This is a genomic window from Streptomyces sp. NPDC021093 (assembly GCF_044333135.1).
GTDB lineage: Bacteria > Actinomycetota > Actinomycetes > Streptomycetales > Streptomycetaceae > Streptomyces.
The window spans coordinates 158,286-182,803 of sequence record NZ_JBIRQJ010000011.1 but is presented as its reverse complement, the minus strand read 5'-3'; the positions used below and the strand labels follow the sequence as shown (position 1 = coordinate 182,803).

The 24,518-nt window shown below is 71.5% G+C and carries 20 protein-coding genes and 1 tRNA gene; 10 read left to right on the top strand and 11 right to left on the bottom strand.

The window, feature by feature from the left end:
• Nucleotides 1-45: 45 nt before the first annotated feature.
• The 5 genes from ACH4SP_RS32090 (at nt 46) to ACH4SP_RS32070 (ending at nt 6,380) form a co-directional block, all read left to right on the top strand.
• Nucleotides 46-1,656, top strand: coding sequence for an FAD-dependent oxidoreductase (locus ACH4SP_RS32090; RefSeq protein ID WP_398420064.1), 1,611 nt, complete (start codon nt 46-48; stop codon nt 1,654-1,656).
• A gap of 200 nt (nt 1,657-1,856) precedes the next feature.
• Nucleotides 1,857-2,528 carry a FadR/GntR family transcriptional regulator gene (locus ACH4SP_RS32085; protein ID WP_398420062.1) on the top strand — a complete coding sequence of 224 codons (672 nt, stop codon included), beginning with the start codon at nt 1,857-1,859 and terminating at the stop codon, nt 2,526-2,528.
• 223 nt (nt 2,529-2,751) lie between these two features.
• On the top strand, nt 2,752-3,819 hold the full coding sequence (locus ACH4SP_RS32080; protein WP_398420060.1) for a PAC2 family protein: 1,068 nt from the start codon (nt 2,752-2,754) through the stop codon (nt 3,817-3,819).
• Nucleotides 3,820-4,071: 252 nt separating this feature from the next.
• The gene (locus ACH4SP_RS32075; protein WP_398420058.1) at nt 4,072-5,811 is read left to right on the top strand and encodes a S8 family peptidase; all 1,740 of its coding nucleotides are present in this window, start codon (nt 4,072-4,074) and stop codon (nt 5,809-5,811) included.
• A gap of 44 nt (nt 5,812-5,855) precedes the next feature.
• Nucleotides 5,856-6,380, top strand: coding sequence for a hypothetical protein (locus tag ACH4SP_RS32070; RefSeq protein ID WP_398420056.1), 525 nt, complete (start codon nt 5,856-5,858; stop codon nt 6,378-6,380).
• 149 nt (nt 6,381-6,529) lie between these two features.
• Here the strand turns inward: ACH4SP_RS32070 and ACH4SP_RS32065 are convergent, their stop codons facing one another.
• The 5 genes from ACH4SP_RS32065 to ACH4SP_RS32045 all read right to left on the bottom strand — a co-directional run bounded on the left by ACH4SP_RS32065 (nt 6,530) and on the right by ACH4SP_RS32045 (nt 13,588).
• Nucleotides 6,530-9,622: an NPCBM/NEW2 domain-containing protein gene (locus tag ACH4SP_RS32065; protein ID WP_398420054.1), complete on the bottom strand. Its 3,093-nt coding sequence runs from the start codon at nt 9,620-9,622 to the stop codon at nt 6,530-6,532.
• Between the two features lie 360 nt (nt 9,623-9,982).
• The gene (gene mshC, locus ACH4SP_RS32060; protein WP_398420052.1) at nt 9,983-11,212 is read right to left on the bottom strand and encodes a cysteine--1-D-myo-inosityl 2-amino-2-deoxy-alpha-D-glucopyranoside ligase; all 1,230 of its coding nucleotides are present in this window, start codon (nt 11,210-11,212) and stop codon (nt 9,983-9,985) included.
• Nucleotides 11,213-11,390: 178 nt separating this feature from the next.
• Nucleotides 11,391-12,227, bottom strand: coding sequence for an SCO1664 family protein (locus tag ACH4SP_RS32055; RefSeq protein ID WP_398420050.1), 837 nt, complete (start codon nt 12,225-12,227; stop codon nt 11,391-11,393).
• Nucleotides 12,191-12,781 carry a DUF3090 domain-containing protein gene (locus ACH4SP_RS32050; protein WP_398420049.1) on the bottom strand — a complete coding sequence of 197 codons (591 nt, stop codon included), beginning with the start codon at nt 12,779-12,781 and terminating at the stop codon, nt 12,191-12,193. The genes ACH4SP_RS32055 and ACH4SP_RS32050 overlap by 37 nt, the downstream gene beginning before the upstream one ends.
• A gap of 111 nt (nt 12,782-12,892) precedes the next feature.
• A complete protein-coding gene (locus ACH4SP_RS32045) occupies nt 12,893-13,588 on the bottom strand; it encodes a histidine phosphatase family protein (RefSeq protein ID WP_398420047.1) in 696 nt (231 codons plus the stop codon).
• A gap of 59 nt (nt 13,589-13,647) precedes the next feature.
• Between ACH4SP_RS32045 and corA the strand changes: the two genes are divergently transcribed.
• On the top strand, nt 13,648-14,640 hold the full coding sequence (gene corA / locus ACH4SP_RS32040) for a magnesium/cobalt transporter CorA (RefSeq protein ID WP_398420045.1): 993 nt from the start codon (nt 13,648-13,650) through the stop codon (nt 14,638-14,640).
• Nucleotides 14,641-14,664: 24 nt separating this feature from the next.
• On the opposite strand, the gene ACH4SP_RS32035 is transcribed toward corA, so the two are convergent.
• Both ACH4SP_RS32035 and ACH4SP_RS32030 read right to left on the bottom strand, forming a co-directional pair.
• On the bottom strand, nt 14,665-15,450 hold the full coding sequence (locus ACH4SP_RS32035; protein ID WP_398420043.1) for a ferritin-like domain-containing protein: 786 nt from the start codon (nt 15,448-15,450) through the stop codon (nt 14,665-14,667).
• A 291-nt stretch (nt 15,451-15,741) separates the two neighbouring features.
• Nucleotides 15,742-16,791 carry an LLM class F420-dependent oxidoreductase gene (locus ACH4SP_RS32030; RefSeq protein WP_398420041.1) on the bottom strand — a complete coding sequence of 350 codons (1,050 nt, stop codon included), beginning with the start codon at nt 16,789-16,791 and terminating at the stop codon, nt 15,742-15,744.
• A gap of 130 nt (nt 16,792-16,921) precedes the next feature.
• On the opposite strand from ACH4SP_RS32030, the gene ACH4SP_RS32025 reads away from it, so the two are divergent.
• Nucleotides 16,922-17,905, top strand: coding sequence for an aldo/keto reductase (locus ACH4SP_RS32025; RefSeq protein ID WP_398420039.1), 984 nt, complete (start codon nt 16,922-16,924; stop codon nt 17,903-17,905).
• Nucleotides 17,902-20,439: a helix-hairpin-helix domain-containing protein gene (locus tag ACH4SP_RS32020; protein ID WP_398420037.1), complete on the top strand. Its 2,538-nt coding sequence runs from the start codon at nt 17,902-17,904 to the stop codon at nt 20,437-20,439. The genes ACH4SP_RS32025 and ACH4SP_RS32020 overlap by 4 nt, the downstream gene beginning before the upstream one ends.
• Nucleotides 20,440-20,528: 89 nt before the next feature.
• Here ACH4SP_RS32020 and ACH4SP_RS32015 read toward each other — a convergent pair whose 3' ends face one another.
• Nucleotides 20,529-21,176 carry a hypothetical protein gene (locus ACH4SP_RS32015; RefSeq protein WP_398420035.1) on the bottom strand — a complete coding sequence of 216 codons (648 nt, stop codon included), beginning with the start codon at nt 21,174-21,176 and terminating at the stop codon, nt 20,529-20,531.
• 47 nt (nt 21,177-21,223) lie between these two features.
• Here ACH4SP_RS32015 and ACH4SP_RS32010 point away from each other — a divergent pair, with 47 nt between their 5' ends.
• Complete coding sequence (locus ACH4SP_RS32010; protein ID WP_005319466.1) at nt 21,224-21,412, top strand: DUF5703 family protein; 189 nt, start codon at nt 21,224-21,226, stop codon at nt 21,410-21,412.
• Nucleotides 21,413-21,531: 119 nt separating this feature from the next.
• Here ACH4SP_RS32010 and ACH4SP_RS32005 read toward each other — a convergent pair whose 3' ends face one another.
• The 3 genes from ACH4SP_RS32005 to ACH4SP_RS31995 form a co-directional block, all read right to left on the bottom strand.
• On the bottom strand, nt 21,532-22,275 hold the full coding sequence (locus ACH4SP_RS32005; RefSeq protein WP_398420033.1) for a chaplin family protein: 744 nt from the start codon (nt 22,273-22,275) through the stop codon (nt 21,532-21,534).
• A 145-nt stretch (nt 22,276-22,420) separates the two neighbouring features.
• Nucleotides 22,421-22,654 carry a chaplin ChpH gene (gene chpH / locus ACH4SP_RS32000; protein ID WP_398420031.1) on the bottom strand — a complete coding sequence of 78 codons (234 nt, stop codon included), beginning with the start codon at nt 22,652-22,654 and terminating at the stop codon, nt 22,421-22,423.
• Between the two features lie 168 nt (nt 22,655-22,822).
• On the bottom strand, nt 22,823-24,154 hold the full coding sequence (locus ACH4SP_RS31995) for a M20/M25/M40 family metallo-hydrolase (RefSeq protein WP_398420029.1): 1,332 nt from the start codon (nt 24,152-24,154) through the stop codon (nt 22,823-22,825).
• Nucleotides 24,155-24,360: 206 nt separating this feature from the next.
• Between ACH4SP_RS31995 and ACH4SP_RS31990 the strand changes: the two genes are divergently transcribed.
• A tRNA-Leu gene (locus ACH4SP_RS31990) sits at nt 24,361-24,448 on the top strand.
• Nucleotides 24,449-24,518: the final 70 nt, after the last annotated feature.

Here is a 24,518-nt window from a genome sequence, read left to right as displayed (position 1 = left end):
CGCAGAAGTAGATCTGAAACAGAGATCTGAAGAGGAGCAAGCGACATGACCACCCTGCAGAGCGTCCCGGCCCCCGGGATGCGACCGGCCGACGGTTCCACAGCGAGCCGCGCCGAGACCCGGGAGCGGCTTTCCAAGGCGACGTACGACCTCCTGGTGATCGGCGGTGGCATCCTGGGCATCTCCACCGCCTGGCACGCCGCACAGTCCGGGCTGCGGGTGGCGCTGGTGGACGCCGGCGACTTCGCCGGCGCCACCTCCTCCGCCTCCTCCAAGCTGCTGCACGGCGGTCTGCGCTACCTGCAGACCGGTGCGGTCAAGCTGGTGGCGGAGAACCACTTCGAGCGGCGTGCGGTCTCCCGCGACGTGGCTCCGCACCTGGCCAACCCGCTGACCTTCTACCTCCCCGTCTACAAGGGCGGCCCGCACGGCGCGGCCAAGCTCGGTGCGGGCGTCTTCGCCTACTCCGCGCTGTCCGCCTTCGGTGACGGTGTCGGTCACGTCATCTCGCCGTCGAAGGCGGCCCGTGACGTCCCCGAGCTGCGCACGGACAACCTGAAGGCCGTCGCGGTCTACGGCGACGACCAGATGAACGACTCGCGGATGGCCCTGATGACGGTCCGCGCGGCCGTCGAGGCCGGGGCGACCGTCCTCAACCACGCCGAGGTGACCGGGCTGCGCTTCACGCACGGCCGGGTGACGGGCGCGGAGCTCAAGGACCGCATGGACGGTACGGAGTTCGGCGTCGACGCCCGTCTGGTGCTGAACGCGACCGGCCCGTGGGTGGACCACCTGCGCAAGCTGGAGGACCCCAACTCGGCGCCCTCCATCCGCCTCTCCAAGGGCGCGCACCTCGTCCTCAAGAGGACGTCGCCGTGGAACGCCGCGCTGGCGACGCCGATCGACAAGTACCGGATCACCTTCGCGCTGCCGTGGGAGGACCAGCTCCTGCTCGGCACCACCGACGAGGAGTACGAGGGCGACCCCGCGGACGTCAGCGTGAACGAGAAGGACATCACGCAGATCCTCGACGAGGCCGCGTTCTCGATCCGCGACCAGCAGCTCTCGCGCGACCTGATCACGTACTCCTTCGCGGGTCTGCGGGTGCTGCCCGGCGGGCCCGGCGACACCTCGAAGGCCAAGCGCGAGACGGTCGTCACCGAGGGCCGCGGCGGCATGCTGTCGGTGGCCGGCGGCAAGTGGACGACTTTCCGCCACATCGGCCGCACGGTCATGAACAAGCTCGCCGCCCTCCCCGGCCACCCGCTGGGCGAGGACATGGAGCCGATCTCGCACCTGCCCAGGAAGCTTCCGCTGCCGGGCATCTCCAACCCGAACGCGGTCGCGCACCGGCTGCTGGTCGACGGCGGCACCCCCGGCCCCCGGATGTCCCCGGAGACCGCCCGCCACCTGGCCACGCACTACGGCTCGCTGTCCTTCGACATCGCGCGCCTGGCGAGTGAGAACCCGGCACTGGCCGAGCGCATCCACCCGGACGCCCCGGAGATCTGGGCGCAGGTCGTGTACGCGCGCGACCACGAGTGGGCGGAGACCGCGGACGACGTGCTGCGCCGCCGCACCACCCTGACGATCCGGGGCCTGGCGACGGACGACGTACGGGCGAAGGTCGAGCGGGTGCTGAGCCGCGAGGCATAGGCGGCCGAGCGGTACGGGCCTCTCCCGGGGCCACCGCACGGCGGCGGGCGGCGCTTTCCGGAGCCCGCCCGCCGCCGCTCCACGAGGCGGGCCGCCGCCGTGTTCCGGGCCCGCCCGCCGTCGTTCCTGGCCCTTGGTCCGCCGTGCGACCATTGGTCGGATGTCTGGCGGTGGGCCGGGCGGGGAGCAGGAGGAAGCCCATGGCCGTCACCGACGAGGCCATCGAACGCATCAAGGCCATGATCGTCTCGGGTGCGCTGCGCCCCGGCGACCGGCTGCCCAAGGAGAGCGAGCTCGCCGCCGAGCTCGGCCTGTCGCGCAACTCCCTGCGCGAGGCGGTGCGGGCACTGTCGCTGATCCGGATCCTGGACGTGCGGCAGGGCGACGGCACGTACGTCACCAGTCTCGATCCGCAGCTCCTCCTGGAGGCGGTGAGCTTCGTGGTGGACTTCCACCGCGACGACACCGTGCTGGAGTTCCTGGCCGTACGGAGGATCCTGGAGCCCGCCGCGACGGCGATGGCCTGCCTGCACATCGAAGAGGCCGAGCTGGACACGCTGGAGGAGCAGCTGACGGCGCTGGGTCCGGCCCCCTCGGTGGAGGAACTGGTCGCTGCCGACCTGGAGTTCCACCGGTCGATCGTGCGGGGTTCGGGGAACTCGGTGCTCTGCTCGCTGCTCGACGGGCTGTCCGGGCCGACCACCAGGGCCCGGATCTGGCGCGGACTCACCCAGGAGGACGCGATCACCCGCACGCTGCACGAGCACCGGGCGATCCTGGGCGCGCTGCGGGCCAGGGACGCCGAGGCGGCCAAGTCGTGGGCGACGGTGCACATCGCGAGCGTGGAGCAGTGGCTGCGGTCCACGCTGTAGCGGTGGGTCCGCGCGGTGGAAGCCGGACCCGGGCTCGGGCCATGGCTCGGACTCGGACCATGGCTCAGACTCGGGCCAGGACTCGGCCAACAACGAAGATCCGACGTCTCTGATCTGGCCGATTTCGATTGATTCCGTGCCCGGAGGGCACGCTTCCCGCATGCTTAAGTGAGGGAACTGGACGGGGGAAACGTCGTATGAAGACGGATGAAGGAGGCGCTGGGTGATCGAGCTCGACGGGGTTCCCGAGCTGGTCGACCCGGTCATGGTGGCCGCGTTCGAAGGCTGGAACGACGCTGGTGACGCCGCCTCCGCAGCGGTCGCACACCTGGACCGGGAGTGGAAGGGCGAGGTGTTCGCGGCGCTCGACGCCGAGGACTACTACGACTTTCAGGTCAACCGTCCCACCGTCTTCCTGGAGAACGGCGTACGGAAGGTCACCTGGCCGACGACCCGGCTCTCGGTGATCCGCACCGGTGGCGAGAAGCCGCGCGACCTGGTGCTGGTGCGCGGAATCGAGCCCTCCATGAGGTGGCGCTCGTTCTGCAACGAGATTCTGGGCTTCGCGCACGAACTGGGTGTGGAGATGGTGGTGATCCTGGGCGCACTGCTCGGCGACACCCCGCACACCCGGCCGGTTCCGGTCAGCGGGGTCACCTCCGACCCCGACCTGGCACGGACGATGGATCTTGAGGAGACGCGGTACGAGGGCCCCACGGGCATCGTCGGCATCCTCCAGGAGGCGTGCACGCACGCGGGAGTGCCCGCGGTGAGTCTGTGGGCCGCGGTGCCGCACTACGTGTCGCAGCCGCCGAACCCGAAGGCGACGCTGGCCCTGCTGAACCGGCTGGAGGACCTCATCGGGCTGCGCATCCCGCTCGGTGAGCTGCCCGAGGACGCGCGGGCCTGGCAGGTCGGCGTGGACCAACTGGCGGCGGAGGACAGCGAAGTCGCGGAGTACGTGCAGTCGCTGGAGGAGGCGCGGGACACCGCCGATCTTCCGGAGGCCTCGGGCGAGGCCATCGCCCGCGAGTTCGAGCGGTATCTGCGGCGCCGCGATCCGGGTGCCGGTCCCGGCGGCGCGGGCGCGGGGCCCGGCGGTCCCAGCCACGCGACGGACGGCGGTGACGCGTCCGCCGGCGGTGCGTACCTGCGCGACACCGCCGGAGGCCGGACCCGGCCGCCGAAGAAGCCCCGTACGGGCACGGACGAGGAGTCCGACGGCGGGGACGACGGTGGTGGTGGCGACGACGGTGCGCCCCCGGGCGATTCCGGGGGCGGCGGGGAGTGACCGGCGAGTGACCGGTGAGGGGCGGTGCCTGAGAAGGCGCCGCCCCTCTCGTCTGCGCTCTGTCTGTGCTCCTTACTCTGTTCCTGCTTCTCTGTGCCGAATTGACCGGGGTTCCCTATTCCGCTTTTGTTCAAACGCAGTTGGCGTGATTCGGGTGGACGGATCGGCGAGGCGGTAGCAATGTGGGCCACCGAGGATCCGTAGAGACCGATGGCACGCAACGCACGGCACCCGAGGGGAGCGGTGGAAGCGATGACCGATCAGGTACACCCCGGAGAAGGCCCCGGAACACCGGGTCCTGGTCCCGGCGGAGCGGGATTCACCTACCAGGACGCCGAGCCGGAGCTGATCGTCGTCGCACTCGGCGAGGCCCGGCTGCGGGCCGGGGCCGAGGGCGTCCGGTCGGCTGTGGGCTCGGACGTATCGGCCCTGAACATGTTTCTGAGCGACGAACAGCTCGTGCTGGAGCCGCTGTTCGGCCACGAGGAGCGGCACACGAACGCGGCCCGCGAGGACGAGGAGCTGTCGCTCTTCTACCGTGTACGGGGCGCGGAGGACCGGGCGCGCGAGCTGACCGCGCGGCTGGCGGCGCTGCCCGGCATCGAGACGGCGTACGTGAAGCCCGGCGCGGTACCGGCCTCGTACCCGCAGCAGTCGTATCCGGGGCAGTCGTATCCGGAGGAGGCCAAGCGCCTCAAAGAGGGTGCGCCCGCGACTCCCGACTTCACCGGCCGGCAGGGCTATCTGCGGCCCGCCCCCGAGGGCATCGACGCCCAGTGGGCGTGGGCCAGGCCCGGCGGTTCAGGCGAGGGCGTCTCGGTCATCGACATCGAGGGCGCCTGGCAGTTGGGGCACGAGGATCTGGCGGACCGGCTCGCCGGTGTCGTCATCGGCACCCCCGTGCAGGACCTGGCCTGGCGCAACCACGGGACGGCCGTCCTCGGCGTGATCGGCGGCGACCGCAACGAGCGCGGCATCACGGGCATCGCCCCGCAGGCCCACACCGCGGCGGCGTCCTTCAGGGGGCTCGGCACTGCGGCGACGATCCAGGCGGCGGCCGCCCGCCTCTCCCCCGGTGACCTCGTGCTGATCGAACTGCACCGGCCAGGACCGCGGTTCGACTTCGCCGAGCGCGACGACCAGCGCGGCTACATCGCGCTGGAGTGGTGGCCGGACGACCTGGCGGCGATCCGCTGGGCGACCTCGCGGGGCGTCATCGTCGTGGAGCCGGCCGGCAACGGCGCGGAGAGCCTGGACGACGCCCTGTACGAGCGCAGGCCGGACGAGTTCCCCGAGCAGTGGCGCAATCCCTTCAACCCGTCGCACGGGTCCTCGGGGGCCGTTCTGGTGGGTGCGGGCGCTCCCCCGCCCGGGACGCACGGCCGCGATCACGGTCCTGACCGGTCGCGGCTCGCGTTCTCGAACTACGGAGCGCGCATCGATGCCCAGGGCTGGGGCCGGGAGACCACCACCACGGGCGGCTCCTGGGACCGCGCGGGCGACCTCCAGGGCGGCGCCGAGGAGATCGCCTGGTACACCGACACCTTCTCCGGCACGTCGTCGGCCTCGCCGGTGGTGGTCGGTGCGCTGGCCTCGCTGCAGGGCATCCTCAAAGCGGCGAACCTGGGGCCGATGAGCCCGCAGCGGGCCCGCGAGGTGCTGCGGGCGACGGGTTCCCCGCAGCAGGACGCGCCCGGCCGGCCGTCCTCGCAGCGGATCGGCAACCGGCCCGACATCAAGTCCGCGATCACCCGGCTGCTGCCGTCCGCGGTGGGCACCGGACAGGCCGAACGGTACTGGGACGAACTGCTCCCGTACCCCCGTGAACTCCCGCCGCGGCTGCGGCTGTTCGTGGCGGGCGCTTGGCGCAACCTGAACGACCCGGCCCCCGACATCCGCCAGGCGGTGCACGCCGCCTTCGCGGGGGGCCGGCCGGACGTACGCGTGTGGTTCTCGGACGAGGAGATCGTCGGTCTCGTCGTCACCGGCTGAAACGAACGCCCACAGAGCGACGCAACGACGGAAGGTGGCACAGCATGAGCACCACCCCGCAGATGCAGGGCCAGAGTTACGGGCAGAGCTACGGCCAGCAGCAGTTCGGCCAGGGCCTCCAGGGCCACCAGCAGGGTTCTGACAGCACCGCCCCACCGCCGCCCCAGCAGTTCGGGCAGCAGCAGGTTCCGCAGTACATGCAGCAGCAGCTCCAGCAGCTCGGCCAGCAGCAGCCGTACCAGCAGTTGCTGCAGCAGCTCGGCCAGGGCCAGCAGGGCCAGCAGGGCCAGCAGGGCCAGCAGGGCCAGCAGCAGTTCGGGCAGCTGGGCCTGGAGCAGCAGGTCATCAAGAGCAACACCGCCACGCAGTACTGGGACGTCGTACAGCCCCTGCCGGGCCAGCCGCCGATCCTGTACCTGCTCGTCGACAACGCCTGGCGCCAGCTGGTCAACCCGAGCCAGATCGTGCACGACGCGGTCCAGCGCGCGTTCGCGTTCGGGCACCGGGTCATCGGCTTCTACGACGACCAGACCCCGACGATCCTGAAGGCGATCGTCGTCACGAAGTAGTCGCCACGAAGCAGTCGTCAGGAAGTAGTCGTCACGAAGCAGGTTCCCTGCACAGACCGGCGGCGCCGGGCGGTGGATTCTCCCCCCGCCCGGCGCCGCTTCCATGCTCACTCCGTGCTCACTCCGTGCTCACTCCGTGCTCATGAGGTTCAGGCGCAGCTGAACCGGGCCGCCGCCCAGTCGGCGTGGTCGCCCGACTTGGAGCCGTTGGTGTCGGTGACCTTCAGGCGCACGTGCCGGGCGCCGTCCAGCCGCACGTCCACCGGGACGGTCGCGGAGGCGCCCGTCACCTTGGGCGAGGTCCAGAGCACCGTGCCGTCCGCCTCGACGGAGAAGGCCACCTCGCCGTAGCCGTTGATCTCGTCGTCGATGCCGGCGTCGGCGGTGAACGCGGTGCACCGGCCGCCCGTGTAGACCTCGATGTCGGAGTCGGCGTGCGTGCCGATGCCCTTGTCGTACGTCTTCCCCGCGAGGGTGATCCTCTTGCCGTCCGTCGCGCCCGATTCGCCGTTGCTGCGGTCGCGTTCGGGCGGACCGTAGCCGTTGGCGGACTTCAGCCACACCATGTCGCTCGCCCAGGTGGCGGCCGTCGGCGGCGGGGGCATCACGGAAGCCCCGAAGCGCTGCACCGCGGTGCGGTCCTGGCCGGCCGCACGGTAGCGGGCGGTCGCGGTGAGCGTGGTGTCGCCCACTCCGGCGTCCTTGGGCGGGGTGACGGCGACCTCGACCCGGTGCGTCGTGCCTGCCGGGATCCGGCCGACGGTGACAGGGGTGACCTGCCAGCCCGCCGGGGCGTCCAGCGAGACGGTGACACCGGTGGCGTCGCGCCTGCCCGCCGTCACGTCGACGGCGGCCTTCCCCGCGACGCCCGCGCCCAGCTCCTGCCCGGGGGCGGCTGCCACGGCGGCGGCCGCACCGGCGTCGGAGCCGCCCACCGCGCTCGTGTCGGCCAGTTCCAGCTCGAAGGCCCGGTCGGTGCGCAGCGGTGCGGTCTTCACCCTGACGACTCCGCCGCGGTCGTCCTGGTCGTACCACCAGCCCTGTACGGCCTTGTCGTACGCCGACCTGCTCTTCAGCCGCGGCAGTTCGCGCCCGCCGAGTTCGACCTCGTCCGGTGCGGAGTTGGTGTGGACGGTGAAGGCGTAGGGCCGCTTGGTCTGCTTGCCCCGGAAGTCGCCCTTGCTCGCGCCGATCCGGATGCTCACGTCGCCCTCGCCGCGGCGCGGGGCCTCGACGTCGGCGCGCTGGGTGGCGTACTTCCCGGTCCGGTGCTGGCGGGTCACGCCGTCGTCCTCATAGAGGGTGAAGGAGGACTTGCCCTGCGGGTAGACGTCCCAGGCGAGCGGGGAGTCCGCGGTCCGGTCCGCGTACGAGCGGATGCCCGGCCACATCGGCACGCTGGCGCCCGCCTTCACGAACAGCGGGAGGGTGTCGAGGGGAGCGCTGTGGTTGTCGACGGTCGTGGGCCCCTCATAGAGGCGGCCGCTCCAGTAGTCGACCCAGGTCCCCTTGGGGAGGTAGATCCCGTCGCGTTCGGCGCTGTCCTGGTACACGGGTGCGACGAGGAAGTCCTCGCCCGACATGAACTCGTACTTGGCGGCGTCGGTGCCGGCCTTCGGGTCTTCCGGGTACTCCAGCGCCAGCGGACGCACCATGCCCACACCGGACTTGGTGGCCTCGTGGGCGTACGAGTACTGGTAGGGCAGCAGCGACTCCTTCAGCTTGAGGTAGTCGCGGTTGATGGAGGTGTACGGCTCCCCGTAGCGGAAGGGCTGCTTGTCGTTGGCGGCCCAGCCGTCCATCGTCATGGTCGTGCCGAGGAACATCTTCCACTGGAGGTCACGGGTGTACGTCTTGGCGCTGCCGCCGAAGATGCCGTCGACGTCGCCGGTGGTGTAGGCGAGCCCGGACATGGTCGATCCGGCATAGGTCGGGATCTGCCAGCGGATGTACTCCCAGCTGCCCGACTGGTCGCCGGACCACTGCACGCCGCAGCGCTGGGCGCCCGCCCAGCTCTCCGGGGCCCAGGTGAAACCGCGGGCGTCGCTGTTGGCTTCGATGCCCTTGTGGGCGTCCTTGCAGCCGTCGAGGGCGAACTTGTAGCCGTCGCCGACCCAGGCGACGTCCAGCTTGGCGACGCGCTGTCCCGCCTTCACCTGGTCGGCGAGCTTGTCGATGCCGTCCTCGGTCCACAGGCCGAGCTGCATCTTGCGGTCCTGCAGCCCCTTCGCGGTCTCGGCGAGGTCCTCGTAGCCGCAGCCGTAGCCGTCGTTGACGAGCATCCACCCGTTGGGCATGTCGTTCTCGACGTAGCCGTCGGCGACCTTGAGGGAGTCGGCGAGCGTGCGGCGCTCGCCGCGGTTGGCGTTGTGCAGGTAGCAGTCCGCGTCGCCGATCTCCATGCCGTAGATCGGCGGCAGGAAGGGCTTGCCGGTCAGCTTGGTGTACTGCCCGATGACGTCCTTGGCCGCGTCCTTCCCCTCCCCCGCGAAGTAGTACGCGTCGAAGCGCTGCTCCTTGGCGGCGGTGGTGACCGCGGGTCCGGCCGAGCCGAAGTCGTACGTGTTGGGGGCGTAGGTGTTGCGGTAGACGCCGTAGCCGGCCGTGGAGAGGTAGAACGGCACGGAGTTGGGGTGGCCGCCGTCGTCCCAGTTGTAGTCGACGCCGACCTCGACCTTCTTGCCGCGGTGCGAGGTGTTGCCGCGGCCGTTCTGCATTCCGGCACCGTAGAACTGCTCGTCGGCGCGGGGTGCGAGGGTCTGCGTGGTCGTGTCCTTGCCGTCGGCGCCCCTGCCCCAGCTCAGCCCCTTGGACTCGGCCCAGACCCGGGTGCCGTCGGCACGGTGGAGGGCGAAGCGCAGCGGGCTCTTGTAGGCGCGCAGGGTGAGCTTGGAGGTGCTCAGCTCATAGCGGTCGCCCTTGTCGCTCCAGCGGGTCCTGGGCGGCTTGTCGCCCTGCGGCAGGACGATGTCCTGACCGGTCGGGTCGGTGAACCTCCCGTCCGGCGCGAGCTCGATCCGGAACGTCTCGTCGGAGACGAAACTGACGCGGGCCTCGGCGCTGCCCGCGTGGAGGCGGTACGAGGCGGCGGGTCCTGCCTCGAAGCCGGTGAGGTCGCCGACGGTGGTGTCGGCGGGGGCGGCAGCGGCGCTCTCCGCACCGGAGGCGGGCCCGGCGAACCCGAAGGCCAGCCCGAGCAGGGCGGCAAGGGCCGCGGCTCTGAGGCGAGTTGGTGATCTCATCCCGCCGTACTAGCGCGTGGGCGGCGGGCGGGACCATGGACTTACGCGGAACATACGTGGACTTCCGCAGCACAGCGCGGGGCGGGGGTCGTCATCGCGCGGGTGCACGGGCGGGTGGTCTTCGCGCGGGTACGTCGTGGCTGATCGCGCAGTTCCCCGCGCCCCTAAAAGCCTGCCCCCTAGCCCCCTTGGGCAGTGAACCCGCCCCAGCCTCCTTGGGCAGCGGGGCCGCCCCCCGGGGGCAGTGGGGTCTCCCCTGCTCCTTAAGAGCTTGGGGAAGGGTGGGCAAGGGGGCGGCCCCCACGCGGAGCACGCCCCCTCACGGCCGCACACGCTCGCGACCGCCCCTCCCACACATTCCTAGAGCGCGACCCCGAGCAGTGCGTCCACTGCCCGAGAGACCACTCCCGGCGCCCCTTCCTCCGCACCCCCGGCGGAAGCCTGCAGCTCCGCCCACCGGTCCACCGCGAGCAAGGCGGCAGGCGCGTCCAGGTCGTTCGCCAGCGCCACCCGCATCTCCTCCACGACCGCCTCCGCCGAAGGACCGTCCGGCCGTGACACCGCCGCGCGCCAGCGGCCCAGGCGGGCCACCGCGTCCGCGAGGACCTGGTCGGTCCATTCCCAGTCGGAGCGGTAGTGGTGCGAGAGGAGGGCCAGGCGGATCGCCGCCGGGTCGACGCCCTCGCGGCGCAGGGCCGAGACGAAGACCAGGTTGCCGCGCGACTTCGACATCTTCTCGCCGTCCAGGCCGACCATGCCCGCGTGCACGTACGCCTTCGCGAAGGGGTGCTCGCCGGTCAGCGCCTGCGCGTGCGAGGCGCCCATCTCGTGGTGCGGGAAGGCGAGGTCGGAACCGCCGCCCTGCACGTCGAAGCCCATGCCCAGGTGCTCCAGGGCGATGGCGACGCACTCGATGTGCCAGCCGGGACGTCCGGCGCCCAGCGACGCGCCGTCCCAGCTGGGCTCGCCCTCGCGGGCCGCCATCCACAGCATCGGGTCGAGGGGGTTCTTCTTGCCGGGGCGCTCGGGGTCGCCGCCGCGCTCCGCGGAGAGGATCCGCATCGCTTCCGCGTCGAGCCGGGAGACCTCGCCGAAGTGCGGGTCGGCCTCGACGGAGAAGTAGATGTCTCCGTCCAGCTCGTACGCGGCGCCCGAGTCCCGCAGCCGCTCGACGAGCGGCACGATGCCGGGAATGGCTTCGACCGCGCCCACGTACTGCTGCGGGGGCAGCATCCGCAGGGCGGTCATGTCCTCGCGGAAGAGGGCGGTCTCGCGCTCGGCGAGGCCGGTCCAGTCGATGCCGTCGCGGATCGCGCGCTCCAGGAGCGGGTCGTCGACGTCCGTGACGTTCTGGACGTAGTGGACCTGCCTCTTGGTGTCGAGCCACACGCGCTGTACGAGGTCGAACGCGTTGTAGGTCGCCGCGTGCCCCATGTGGGTCGCGTCGTACGGCGTGATGCCGCACACGTAGATACGGGCGACGGGACCGGGGTCGAGGGTGATCAACCCGTTGGTCGCGGTGTCGTGGATCTGGAGGTCGCGGCCCTTGCCAGGCAGGGCGGGGACCTCAGAAGCGGGCCAGGCATGCATGCCACGAGCGTAACCGGACGCAGGTTCCGTTTACGACCCGGTTCGAGATCTTGACCGAATACGCCGTCTTGTGAAGCCCCGCCCGGAACCCATATGTCAGGACAACAGGTCAACTGGGCACCCGCTGAGCCCCCTGCGACCGCTCAAGCACCGCGCCCGTGCGGCCCCCTGCGACCGCTCAGACCGGCGGCCACGGGATCGCGGGCCACTCCCCGCTCGGCGCCGGATGCACGCCCGCGGTGCGCAGTCCGGCCACCCTGGCCCGCAGTGCGTCCAGCTCCACCGCGGTGACGAGTTCGGCCAGTCGGGTGGCGAGCGGGGTCCCGTCGCGCAGGCCCGCTTCGAGCCGCTCCAGCACCTCGACCGCTTCGGCGGGCAGCGGCTCCCCCGCCCAGCCCCACAGCAGCGTGCGCAGCTTGTCGTCGGCGTGGAAGGTGACGCCGTGGTCGATGCCGTAGAGGCGGCCGTCACCTGCGGGCAGCAGGTGGCCGCCCTTGCGGTCGCCGTTGTTGATCACCGCGTCGAGTACCGCGAGCCGCCGCAGCCGTACGTCGTCGGCGTGCACGAGGAGCGCGGTGCGGCCCTCCGCGATCTCGGCCAGGACCACCGGTTTCCAGCCGTCGCCGGGTTCTCCGTCCTCCATGAGGGCGAGGAGCGCGCCGCCCTCCTCGGCGTCCCCCTCGATCCACAGCTGGCACATGCCCTCGCCGTACGGGCCGTCACGCAGCACCGTCGGCGGGATCAGGCCCCATCCCGTGGCCTCGGAGATCTCGTACGAGGCGACCTCGCGGCGCGCGAGGTTGCCGTCGGGGAAGTCCCAGAGGGGCTGTTCCCCCGCGACCGGCTTGTAGACGCACCGGGCGCTCTCGCCCTCGTACGAGATCTCGCAGTAGAGCACCGCGTTGGAGGCTTCCCTGACCTGGCCGAGCACCTTGAGTTCGCCCTTGGCGAGGAGGGTCGACGGGTCGGCGGGCGGTGTCACAGCCCCCGCCGGTATCCGTTCTGGCGCGGGCATACGTGTCCCTCCGGGTCGAGCGGCAGGCTGCACAGCGGGCACGGCGGGCGGCCCGCGTTGACGACGTCCAGGGCCCGCTTGGCGAAGGCCCTCGCCTGGGCCCCGCTGAGCCGCACGCGCAGCATGGGCGGCCCGTTCTCCTCGTCCTGGAGCATCCGCTCCTCGGCCTCGGCGAGGTCTTCCTCGGTGTCGACGTCCAGCTCGACCAGGGCCTGCGCCTCGACGATCATGCGCTGGTCCTCGCCGTCCCAGGCGAGCGCCATGGTGCCGACCCGGAACTCCTCCTCGACGGGGGCGTCCAGGGGGGCGGTGTCGTGCACGTCGGAGGGGGCGACGGCCGGGACGGGGGCGTTGCCCCCGGTGCGGCGCACGACCTCGTCGAGCAGTTCGTCGATGCGCTCGGCCAGGGCCTCGACCTGGGTCTTCTCCAGGGAAACGCTGGTGACGCGACCGGCCGCCGAAGCCTGGAGGAAGAAGGTACGGCGGCCAGGCAGCCCGACCGTACCGGCCACGAAACGCTCCGGCGGGTCGTAGAGGAACACCTGACGGGACACGTCCTGATCTCCATCGGTTCGGGGGTTGGGGAGCCGACTGCCGTGCGGCAATGGCTTACGGCGCGACCACCCTACTGTGCACGTCGATCACGCCGCCCCGGCACACGGCCGTCACGGCGCACCGGCGCCGCCTCCCACGGCCGCTTCGCCGTCGTCCTTGCCGTCCGGGACCCCCTGCGGGGCGAGTCCCGACAGGTCTCCGGTGTCCCCGAGCCGCACGAGAAAGGGCCGCAGCCTGGTGTAGCGGATCACCGTCAGGGAACACGGGTCGACGTGAATGCGCTGGAAGAGGTCGAGATGCATGCCGAGGGCGTCCGCGACGAGGGACTTGATGATGTCGCCGTGCGAGCACATGACGTAGCAGGCGTCGGTGCCGTGCTCGGCGTCGATCGTCGCGTTCCAGTCGTGCACGGCGTCCACCGCGCGCGCCTGCATGGCGCGCAGGGACTCGCCGCCGGGGAAGGACGCGGCCGAGGCGTGCCGTTGCACGACCTCCATCAGCGGGTGGTCGGTGAGTTCGCCGAGCTTGCGCCCGGACCACTCGCCGTAGTCGCACTCGTTGATCCGTTCCTCGGTGTGCAGCGGCAGACCGGGGCGTGCGTCGAGCAGCGGCTGCAGGGTTTCCCGGCAGCGCTGCAGGGGGCTGCTCACCACCGCCTCAAGAGGCAGTCCGGCGAGCCGTCCGGGCAGTGCGGCGGCCTGCTCGGTGCCGCGTTCGTCGAGGGCGACACCGGGCGTCCGGCCCGCGAGCAGCCCGGCGGTGTTGGCGGTGGAACGTCCGTGCCGTACGAGGATCAGCGTGGCCATGCCTCCCAGCCTAGGCGGAGCGGTGACCCCGGGTGCGCAGGACCCCGTGGCCGGGGAGAATGCACGCCGTGATCGTCGACTGCGCCATCTACCGCGAGGGCCGCCGCACCGAGGGCCCGTCCGACTTCTCCGACGCGCTCGAAGAGGCGCGCGCCGCGCAGGACCGCTTCCTGTGGATCGGGCTGCACGAGCCGACGGAGCAGGAGTTCGGCCTGGTCACCTCGGAGTTCGGGCTGCATCCGCTGGCCGTGGAGGACTCCCTGTCGGCGCATCAGCGGCCGAAGCTGGAGGTGTACGAGGACTCTCTGTTCGCCGTGCTGAAGCCGGTCGTGTACGAGCCGGAGAGCGACACGGTGACCTCCGGCGAGCTGATGGTCTTCGTCGGCGACTCGTTCGTGGTGACCGTCCGGCACGGCGAGGGCGCGCCGCTGGCCGCCGTACGCAAACGTCTTGAGTCCGACCCGCAGGTGCTGGCGCACGGTCCGACGTCAGTGCTCTACGCGGTGAGCGACGCGGTCGTCGACCACTATCTGGAGGTGGCGGCGGAGCTGGCGACGGACATGGAGGAGCTGGAGGCGGAGGTGTTCTCGCCGCAGGGCGGCGACGCCAAGGGCACCGCGGGCCGGATCTACACGTTCAAGCGGCAGGTGCTGGAGTTCCGCCGGGCGAGCGCGCCGCTGGCGCAGCCGATGCTGCGGCTGTCCAGCCCGGGGCTGCCGTTCGTGCACGACCACGCGCAGCCGTTCTTCCGGGACGTCGGCGACCACCTGACCCGCGCCAACGAGCAGGTGGACGGCCTGGACCGGCTGCTCTCCGACATCCTTTCCGCGCATCTGGCGCAGATGGGCGTCCGGCAGAACGACGACATGCGGAAGATCTCGGCCTGGGCGGCGATGGCGGCCGTGCCGACGATGGTGGCGGGGATCTACGGCATGAACTTCGAGCACATGCCGGAGCTGAAGTGGGGGTGGGCGTACTACGGGGTGCTGCTGTTCATGGCGTTGTGCGAGGTGGGCCTGTACCGGCTGTTCAAGCGGCGCGGCTGGCTCTGAGCCGGCCGGGTCCGCCCCGTCCGCTCACGCCGCTTCTCCGGCGGTGGCGGGCCCGTCCAGCGCTCCCCTGCGCTCCGGCATCGTCAGTGTGACCGCCTTGCGCCAGCCGCCGAGCCGTTCGTACAGGTACATCAGGCGGATGCCCGTGGAGAGCAGGGCGGACTTGTGCGCGGGCCAGCCCAGGACGCGGCCCATCCGGTCCATCACGGCGAGGCTGACGTCCCGGTAGACCTTGATCTCCACGCGCACGCACTCGCGCAGGGTGCGCTGGATGGTGCGGCCGTGGCCGAGGGCGGCGAGGCGCAGCAGCTCCTCGTGGCAGTAGGCGAGGTGGTTCTCCTCGTCCTGGCAGATCATCTTGATCGGCTTGCCCGCCTCGGGGTGGTCGCCGAAGTAGGTGACGAGCATGTCCATCTGGTCGGCGGCCCGCTGTTCGGTGACGCGGCTGTGCGAGAGGTAGACGACGATGTCCTCCTCGGTGAGGGTCTCGTCGGCGCGCAGCTTGCTGTGCGCGAGGCCGATGCCGGCGCGCTCCAGGAGGAGCGTGTAGTCGAGTTCGAGGGGCACCTCGACCTCTTTGAGGTCGCGTTTGCGCAGCAGAGCTCGGAAGAGGCGGCCGTGCTTGTCCTCGTCGGCGCCGTGCCGGGTGATCTTGGGCGCGAGGTCGCGCATGGTGTCCGGGACCAGGGCGGCGATCCGGCCGTTCTCCCAGCCGCCCTGTGCCTCACCGCTGGCGGCGACCGAACAGAACAGCTGGAACGACTCGTCGTTGTCGAGGATTTCCTGGAAGAGACTCCGAGCAGAGAGCATCACTGCCACCTCCGTGTGCCCTTCCGGGCGCCTGTCCGTACGCACTCAACTGCGCTCGATGAATCGAGTGAAGTGCGGCACGGACCGGGAGGCAACAGGTATGACGGACAAGTCGCCCGCATGGCGGAGTGTGCAATCCCTCAAGAGGGCGTAACCCCCTGGCGTCTCGGGCGTTGTTCTGCGTGACGGCCGTGGCGGGGAAGACCCCCGAGCCCCCACCACGGCCGCAGACTTCAACTCCCGCACACCTCTTGAGGGTTGTCCCCCTTGAGGAGTGCGCCCCTTCGAGGGTTACGCCAGTCCGGCGCGCTCCAGCGCCTCCGTGCCCGCCCGCAGTGCGGTGATCCGCTCGTCGAGCGTGAACCCCGCGGGGGCCAGCGTCAGCGTGGTGACTCCGGCGGCGGCGTACGCCTGCATCCGCTCGGCGATCCGCTCGACCGGGCCGAGCAGCGTGGTCTGGTCGATGAGCTGGTGCGGCACGGCTGCGGCTGCGCCGTTCTTGTCGCCGGACAGGTACTTGTCCTGGATCTCGGCGGCTTCCTTCTCGTAACCCATGCGCTGGGCAAGGCTGTTGTAGAAGTTCTGCTTGCGGCTGCCCATGCCGCCGACGTACAGCGCGGTGTACGGACGGAACATGTCGGCCAGTGCCGAGACGTCGTCGCCGACGGCGAGCGGCAGCGTCGGACAGACGTCGAACCCGTCCATCGACTTGCCGGCCTTCTCGCGGCCCGCGCGCAGCGGGGCGATCGCCGTCTCCTCAAGATGTTCGGCGGACGGGAAGATGAGCAGTGCGCCGTCGGCGATCTCGCCGGTCTGCTCCAGGTTCTTGGGGCCGATGGCGGCGATGTAGAGCGGGATGGTCTCGCGCTCGGGGTGCACGGTCAGCTTGATGGGCTTGCCGGGGCCGCCGGGCAGCGGCAGCGTCCAGTGCTGCCCTTCGTACGAGAGCCGCTCGCGGGACATGGCCTTGCGGACGATCTCGACGTACTCGCGAGTGCGGGCGAGCGGCTTGTCGAACTTCACGCCGTACCAGCCCTCGGACACCTGGGGGCCCGAGACGCCGAGGCCGAGCCGGAAGCGGCCGCCGGAGAGGGAGTCGAGGGTGGCGGCGGTCATCGCCGTCATGGCGGGCTGGCGGGCCGGGATCTGCATGATCGCGGAACCGATGTCGATGCGCTCGGTCTGGGCGGCCACCCAGGAGAGCACGGTGGGGGCGTCCGAGCCGTAGGCCTCGGCGGCCCAGCAGACCGAGTAGCCGAGCCGGTCCGCTTCCTTGGCGACGGCGAGGTTGTCGCCGTCCATGCCCGCTCCCCAGTAGCCGAGGTTGATCCCGAGCCGCATGCGTCGCTCCTCTTACTGATCAGTAACGTTCTGGTGCGGCGGAGCCTAGCGCGCATCGGGGGAATTCGTCAGCGGCGGGTTGTCCACAGGCCTCCTTCGAGCGGGGGTGCGGACCAGTAATCTCGCGGCCATGGAGCAGAGGCATCTCGGCCGCACGGGCCTGCGCGTTTCCAGAATCGGGCTGGGCACCCTCACCTGGGGCCGGGACACCGGCGAGCACGACGCCGCCGATCTGTTGAAGGTCTTCTGGGAGGCGGGCGGCACCCTCGTCGACACCGCCGACGTGTACGGGGACGGCGATGCGGAGTACGTGCTCGGGCAGCTCGTGGAATCCCTCGTACCGCGCCGCGACCTGGTGATCGCCACCAAGGCGGGCAGCGTCCCCGACCCGTACCGCCGCTTCGACTGCTCGCGCGGGCACCTGCTGGCCGCGCTCGACGCCTCGCTGGAGCGGCTGGGGACGGACTACGTCGACGTGTGGCAGGTGCACGCCTTCGACCCGGGCACCCCGCTGGACGAGACGCTGCAGGCCCTCGACATCGCGGTGGCCAGCGGACGGGCCCGCTATGCGGGGGTCTCCAACTTCTGCGGCTGGCAGCTCGCGAAGGCCGCCACCTGGCAGCTGGCCGCCCCCGGCACACGGACCCGGCTGGCCAGTACCCAGATGGAATACTCCCTGCTCCAGCGGGGCGTGGAACGCGAGGTGCTGCCCGCGGCGCTGGACCTCGGGGTCGGGCTGCTGCCGTCCTCCCCGCTCGGCCGGGGCGTGCTGACGGGCAAGTACCGGCACGGCACGCCGCCCGACTCGCGCGGCGCCTCCGAGCAGCTTTCCCCCTTCGTCGCCCCGTACCTGGACGACGCGGCGGGGCGCATCGTGGACGCGGTCGCGACCGCCGCCGACGGCCTGGCGACGACCGCGCTCCAGGTGGCTCTCGCCTGGGTGCGGGACCGGCCGGGAGTGGTCGCGCCGATCGTGGGGGCGCGCAACGCGCAGCAGCTCGCGGCGGCATTGTCAGTGGAGGCGCTTAGTCTTCCTGACGAGATCTGCCGAGCGCTGGACGATGTGTCCGCGCCCGTGCACCGCTATCCCGACCAGGACTGGAGCACGCTGTGACCGCGCACCCCCGGGGGGAGACCCCCGTCCCCCCGGCCGACCCCGAGACCGCCGACACGGCGGCCGGGACACCGGACGACGACACAGCAGCCGCGCCGCCGGACGCGCAGGCCGCACAGCACGACACCGGGACGGTGGAGACCATGGACACGGACGCGCGCACGGACGCGGAGACCACGACGGACCCGCAGGACGAAGCGGACGGGACGGATCCGCAGGACCAGGAGGGCGAGGCGGCCGAGGCGGCCTCGACGGCCGAGGAGGGCGAGGCGGGCGAGGCGGGCGAGACAGCCGCGGTGGCCGAACCCGCGGACGGCGAGGCAAACGCCGAATCCGCGGAAGCTGCCCCCGACGCCCCCGCCGTCCCCCAACTCTCCGAGGCCCAGGCCGAGTTGGCCGCCCAGCGGGAGTTCCGGGCGAAGATCGAGCAGCGCAAGGCCGAGAAGGCCGCCATTGCCGCCGGGTCCAAGCTGAGCGGTACGGCAGCCGACCTGATGGCTGCCGTACGGGCCGTGGAGAGCGGTGCGAAGCCGTCGGCCGCGTTCACGGCGGCGCCCACGCCCGCGCCCGCACCACCGCGTGCCGGGTCCGCGCCGGTCGCCGCCCCCGTTCAGGCATCCCCCGCAGCCGTACCGGCGCAGGCCGCGCAGACCGCGTCGGCCCCGCCCGCGCCCACCGCCGGAGCCGTCGTCGCGCCGGAGACGGTGGCGGACGTCCGGAGCGTGCTGACCGCCGGCGGCGCCCCCGATTCGCTTGCCCCCGAGGTCGCAGGGGCGCTCGGCGACCGGGCCGCGCAGGCGCTGCGCGAGGATCCCTGGCTGCTGCTGTCCGTCCCCGGGACGCTGCCGGAGCAGGCCGACGGGTTCGCCCGCGCGCTGCTCGGCGCTGAGTGCGGTCCCGCCGACGGACGGCGGGCCGCCGCTCTCGTCGGCTGGCTGCTGGAGCGGGCCGCCCTCAAGGGGCACACGGCCGTCACGACGGACCAGATCTGCAAGGCGCTCGCCGGGCTCGGGGTCCCCGACCCTGCCGAGGCGGTGGCGCACGCGGTCGCCGAGGGCGTCGCACTGGCCCTCCAGGACGGGCCCGAGGCCGAGGACACCGCGGAAGAAGCCCCGGAGGGGGCCGAGGACCCGGCGGCGGAAGCGGTCGAGCCCGCCCCGGCCCTCCTCGGCCTCGACCGGTACGCGATGGCCGAGGAGAGCCTGGCCGAGGGCCTCGCCCGGCTGGTGAACTCCCCCGTGCAGGACGCCGGGGAGTGGGAGCTGCTCCCGGGGTCCGCCGGTGATCTGGTGCGTGCAGTGGCGGGCCACGGCCTGGTCGCCCACACCGGCGGCGAGGCGTCCCGCGCCGAGCCCGCCGCCCTGCTGGCCGCCGCCCACCGGCTCGGCCTGCGGGCGTACGCGGCCACGCACAGCGCGGACGGCCGGGACCGGGTGGCGGCGGTGCTGCGCGCCCGCGCGGCAGACCCGGCAGGCGCGGCAGGCGCGGCAGGCGCGGCAGGCGCGGCAAAGGACGCAGCGGAGGACTCCGAGGGCGCGACGGCGGGCACCGAAGGATCCGAAGGCACGGACGGCACCTGGGCCGTCACCCTCTCCGGTCTGCTGTCCGGCGCCGAGGGGCCCGGCCGGGACGCCGACGGCGCCCTCGACCTCGATCTCCTGGTCGTGTTCGACGCCCCCCAGCTGGACGTGGAGACGGGTGCGGTGCTCGTCGAGGCGCTGCCCGACGGGGCCCGGCTGGTGCTCGCCGGCGACCCGGGTGTGCTGCCGTCGGCCGGTGCCGGGCAGGTCTTCGTGGATGTGCTGGGCGCCCGGGCCTGCCCGCAGGTCGCCTCCCGCACCCCCGACCCGGGCCCCATCGGCGAGCTGGTGTCCGGCATCGGCATCGGTGAGCTGAACCAGGTGGAGGCCCCGGAGAAGGAGGTCGTGATCGTGCCGGTGCGCGACGCGGGCGAGGCCGTGCACCGTACGGTCCAGCTCGTCGCGGACTCGGTGCCCAGGGCCATCGGCGTACCGCCCGAGCACACCCAGGTGATCACCCCGGGCCACGGTGGTTCGGCCGGCACCCGGGCGTTGAACGCGGCGCTCAAGCAGCGCCTCAACCCCGGTCCAGGGCGCTTCGGCGGCTTCGACCCCGGCGACCGGATCGCGTACGTCCCGGTGCCCGGCCGGACCGTGCCCGGCACGGTCCGGGGAGCCGACGCGGACGGGCTCCGACTGGACTGCTCCGGGGTACCCGTCGTCGTACCGAAGGAGCGGGTCGAGGCGTCCGTACGGCACGCGTGGGCGCTGACCGCGCACCAGGCGGCCGGGATGCGGTGGCCCGCGGTGGTCGTGGTACTGCCGGGCGACGCGGCGCAGGCCCTGAGCCGCGCGTGGGTGTACACCGCGTTCGGCCGGGGCGAGCGGCACCTGTCCGTGGTGCACGGCGTGGACCAGGCGCTGCCGCGCGCGGTGGCGGAGGTGGTGGCCCAGCCGCGCACGACCAGGCTGGCGGAACTGCTGCGCCCGGCACCGGCCGAGGCCCCGGCGTAACGGGGCAGTACGACGTAAGCAGGGCGGCGTACGGAGCAGGGGGTGCGGGCATTCGATGCCCACGCCCCCTCCTCCGTACCGCAGCGTGCTCAGGCCTCTTCGAGGTCGTCCATCTCGTCGTCGTCGAAGACCGAGCTGACGTCGAAGCGGCACACGACGTCTCTCTGGTCGGCGCTGTCGAAGGGGGAGCCCAGCCACTCCCCCGGCTCCGGCAGTTCCTCCACCGCGGCCACCCACAGCGTGGAGTCGCCCTCCTCCAGGCCGAACTCCTTGTGCCTGGAGGCGATTTCGTCCGGCTCGTACTCGCCGAAGAGGATCCCCAGTGCGGCCTGCACGCTGCTGCCGACGACTCCTCCGGAGGCGGGCAGTCCGTTCGGCCCGGAGTCCGGGTCGAGGTCGGCGAGGCGCTGCGCCTGGGACAGGAGGCGCTGGGGCTGGGCGACGGAGTAGTCGCGGCGGATCAGCACACTGAGCGCGTCGACCGGCCCCTTGTGGGCGGATACGGAGTCCTCGGGGCTGGGGATCTCGAAGGGGGTGACCTCGTCGTACCGCTCGTAGAGCAGTTCGTCGTAGTCCTCCGCGGCCGCGGCCAGTTCGTTGAAGGCGTCGTAGACGGCGGGGTCGTCGTCTCCGGAACGGCGCTCGACCGCCTCAAGGTGGCGGTCCAGCGCGGCTTTTACCGCCTCGGCGGCGGCGCGTACCTCGGCAGCGGTGGTGGGCTGAGCGGCATCAGACATAGTGCAGACGCTATCCGTAGACGACCTCTGCCCGCACAATAGATGCGATGCCGGAATACGAATTTGTCGACGTGTACGTCCCGCGCGGGGTCTCCCGCAAGGAAGCGACGCGTCTGCTGACCGACCACGCCGAATACGGACACTGGGAGCTGGACCGACTGAGTCTGCACCGCGACGGAAGCCGCCGGGTGCGGCTGCGCAGGCGGATCATCCGCCAGGTGCGCGCCACGTGGTGAGCCCACCGGACCACGGGTGAACCACAGGCACGACGCACGGAGCGGGCCCCGCGACCACGGGGCCCGCTCCGGGTACAGCTGTGTACGGTGCGGGTGTGACGCCGCCGGGTACAGGGGTGTTACGCCGCCGAGCGTGCCCTGCGGTAGAGCACCGCGCCCGTGAGGAGCAGTCCGGCGCCCACCGGGATCACCGTGCCGAGCGCACCGGACGCACCGGTCTCCGCCAGCATCTCGGTGGCCCTGGGCTGGGTGACGGTCTGCGTCTGCGGAGTGTTCGGGATCGCCCGGGTGGGCGGGGGGCCCGGCTCGTCCGGGGTGGCGGGGGGCAGCGGCTCGTCGGGGGTGGCCGGAATCGGCGGCTCGTCCGGGGTGGCCGGGGCCTGCGGCTCGTCGGGGGTGGCCGGGCCGGACTCGTTGGCGCAGTCGTTGCCGAAGGTCGGGTTGAGGAGCCCGATGACGCTGACGCCGTTGCCGCAGGCGTTCACCGGGACGTGCACCGGAACCTTGACGTTGTTGCCGGAGCCGACGCCCGGCGAGTTGCTCGTGTCGCCGTCGGCGGACGCACCGCCACCCGTGTGGGTGCCGGTGTGCGTGCCCGGTCCGCCGGGCGTGGCCGAACCGGACTTGTTGGCGCAGGCGTTGCCCATCGCCGGGTTGAGGGCTCCGACGACGCTGACGGTGTTGCCGCACGCGTTGACCGGGACGTGCACCGGGACCTGCACCGAGTTGCCGGACAGCACGCCCGGTGAGTTCGACGCGGTCCCGTCGGCACCCGAGTCGGCGTGCGCAGCGCCGCCGCTCAGTGCGAGCACGCCACCGGCGGCCGCGACGGTGATCAGACCTTTTGTGGTGACCTGACGCATTGGATCGTTCCCTTGCCTCTGCCTACCGGAATGTCCGCGGACGTCTGTGTCCGCGGACGGAAATCGCGAACGGCCCCGGAGTGCATGGCGCGCACTCCGGGGCCGCCCGGGAATATCAGACCCTCAGAGGGTCATACACACAGCGTCACTTGTTGATGCAGGTGTTGCCGAAGGTGGGGTTCAGCAGACCGATCACGTTGACCGTGTTGCCGCACGCGTTCACCGGCACGTGGACCGGGACCTGCACGACGTTGCCCGAGACGACGCCGGGGGAGTTCAGCGCGGCACCCTGGGCGCCCGAGTCGGCGACGGCCATGCCCGCACCCGCGAGAACGAGGCCACCCGTGGCAGCCGCAGCAGCGACGATCTTCTTGATCATTTTGTTCCTCCTAGTTGAAAGGTGCGATCCCAGCCGCGGACCGCATCACCTGTAACGAAGAGAAACCAGTGGGGCTACGACCCCGTCCGCCCATTCACTCTTTTCATTCAAGTAGCACACGCTGGCGAATAGTTGGGCAATACGTTTCCTCGGTCACAGCCCCGGGCATCAGCAGTTGTCGATGAACCGGTCCAGCACCCGGGCGCCGAACTTGAGCCCGTCGACCGGCACCCGCTCGTCCACGCCGTGGAACATGCCCGCGAAGTCCAGCTCGGGCGGGAGCTGGAGCGGCGCGAAGCCGAAGCAGCGGATGCCCAGGTCGTCGAAGTGCTTGGCGTCGGTGCCGCCCGAGAGCATGTACGGGATGGCGCGGGCGATCGGGTCCTCGGCGCGCAGCGCGCTCTGCATCGCGTCCACGAGATGGCCGTCGAAGTCGGTCTCCAGCGCCTTGTCGCGGTGCGAGCGACTCTCGTCGATCTTCACCTTCGGGCCGAGGATGCGGGCGAGGTCGGCGTGGAACTCCTCCTCGTACCCGGGCAGGAAGCGGCCGTCGACGTGGGCGCTGGCCTGGCCGGGAATGACGTTCACCTTGTAGCCCGCGTCCAGCATGGTCGGGGCGGCCGAGTTGCGCAGGGTCGCGCCCACCATCTTGGCGATGCCGCCGAGCTTGGCCAGGGTCTCGTCCATGTTCTCCGGGTCGAGCTCGGTCCCGAGCGCGTCGGAGAGCTCGTCGAGGAAGGACCGCACGGTCTTGGTGACGCGCACCGGCCATTCGTAACGGCCGAGCCGCCCCACCGCCTCGCACAGCTCGGTGATGGCGTTGTCCTTGTTGGTCATCGAACCGTGGCCCGCGGTGCCGTCCACCGTGAGCCGCATCCAGTTCATGCCCTTCTGCGCGGTCTCCACCAGGTACAGGCGCAGGTTCTCGTTCACGGTGAAGGAGAAGCCGCCGACCTCGCCGATGGCCTCCGTGACGCCCTCGAAGAGGTCCGGATGGTCGTCGACCAGATGCCGCGCCCCGTACGTGCCCCCCGCCTCCTCGTCGGCGAGGAAGGCCAGCACGATGTCGCGCGGGGGCTTGCGGCCGGTGCGCAGACGGTCGCGCACGACCGCGAGGGTCATCGCGTCCATGTCCTTCATGTCGACCGCGCCGCGGCCCCACACGCAGCCGTCGGCGATCTCGCCGGAGAACGGGTGGTGCGTCCAGTCCTCCGCGTTGGCCGGTACGACGTCGGTGTGGCCGTGGATGAGTAGCGCCGGCCGCGACGGGTCCTCGCCCTCGATGCGGGCCACGGTCGAGGCGCGTCCCTGGTGGGACTCGAAGATCTTCGGTTCGAGGCCGACCTCGGCGAGCTTCTCCGCGACGTACTCGGCGGCCTTGCGCTCCCCCGGCCCGGAGTGGTCGCCGTAGTTGCTGGTGTCGATGCGGATGAGATCCCGGCAGAGGTCGACGACCTCGTCCTCGCCGCTCACTGTCCGGGTCGTGTTCGACTCGCTCACGTTGCTTCCTCCCACTGCGTTGCTGGTGGTCCCCCTCATCCTCCCGCTCCCGGCTCCGCCGCCCAAGGGGGGCCCACCTGCGCAATGTGCCGTTCATGCAGGTGGGAGGGGACGAGGAGGGTGGTGATCGAGCACCCGAAACCCCTGGTATTGTTTTCCACGTCGGAACGGGACAGCACAGAACAGCCCCGAACGACAGACACCTTGTCCGGGTGGCGGAATGGCAGACGCGCTAGCTTGAGGTGCTAGTGCCCTTTATCGGGCGTGGGGGTTCAAGTCCCCCCTCGGACACCACAGAGAAGACCCCAGTTCATCTGGGGTCTTTTTGTATGTCCTGGAGCGTTCTCGCAGGCCGATATCCTGG

Coding starts and splice junctions, on each gene's coding strand:
- ACH4SP_RS32090 (WP_398420064.1), top strand. CDS start 46: ATGACCACCCTGCAGAGCGTCCCGGCCCCCGGGATGCGACCGGCCGAC.
- ACH4SP_RS32085 (WP_398420062.1), top strand. CDS start 1,857: ATGGCCGTCACCGACGAGGCCATCGAACGCATCAAGGCCATGATCGTC.
- ACH4SP_RS32075 (WP_398420058.1), top strand. CDS start 4,072: ATGACCGATCAGGTACACCCCGGAGAAGGCCCCGGAACACCGGGTCCT.
- ACH4SP_RS32070 (WP_398420056.1), top strand. CDS start 5,856: ATGAGCACCACCCCGCAGATGCAGGGCCAGAGTTACGGGCAGAGCTAC.
- ACH4SP_RS32065 (WP_398420054.1), bottom strand. CDS start 9,622: ATGAGATCACCAACTCGCCTCAGAGCCGCGGCCCTTGCCGCCCTGCTC.
- mshC (WP_398420052.1), bottom strand. CDS start 11,212: ATGCATGCCTGGCCCGCTTCTGAGGTCCCCGCCCTGCCTGGCAAGGGC.
- ACH4SP_RS32055 (WP_398420050.1), bottom strand. CDS start 12,227: ATGCCCGCGCCAGAACGGATACCGGCGGGGGCTGTGACACCGCCCGCC.
- ACH4SP_RS32045 (WP_398420047.1), bottom strand. CDS start 13,588: ATGGCCACGCTGATCCTCGTACGGCACGGACGTTCCACCGCCAACACC.
- corA (WP_398420045.1), top strand. CDS start 13,648: ATGCACGCCGTGATCGTCGACTGCGCCATCTACCGCGAGGGCCGCCGC.
- ACH4SP_RS32035 (WP_398420043.1), bottom strand. CDS start 15,450: ATGCTCTCTGCTCGGAGTCTCTTCCAGGAAATCCTCGACAACGACGAG.
- ACH4SP_RS32030 (WP_398420041.1), bottom strand. CDS start 16,791: ATGCGGCTCGGGATCAACCTCGGCTACTGGGGAGCGGGCATGGACGGC.
- ACH4SP_RS32025 (WP_398420039.1), top strand. CDS start 16,922: ATGGAGCAGAGGCATCTCGGCCGCACGGGCCTGCGCGTTTCCAGAATC.
- ACH4SP_RS32015 (WP_398420035.1), bottom strand. CDS start 21,176: ATGTCTGATGCCGCTCAGCCCACCACCGCTGCCGAGGTACGCGCCGCC.
- ACH4SP_RS32010 (WP_005319466.1), top strand. CDS start 21,224: ATGCCGGAATACGAATTTGTCGACGTGTACGTCCCGCGCGGGGTCTCC.
- ACH4SP_RS32005 (WP_398420033.1), bottom strand. CDS start 22,275: ATGCGTCAGGTCACCACAAAAGGTCTGATCACCGTCGCGGCCGCCGGT.
- chpH (WP_398420031.1), bottom strand. CDS start 22,654: ATGATCAAGAAGATCGTCGCTGCTGCGGCTGCCACGGGTGGCCTCGTT.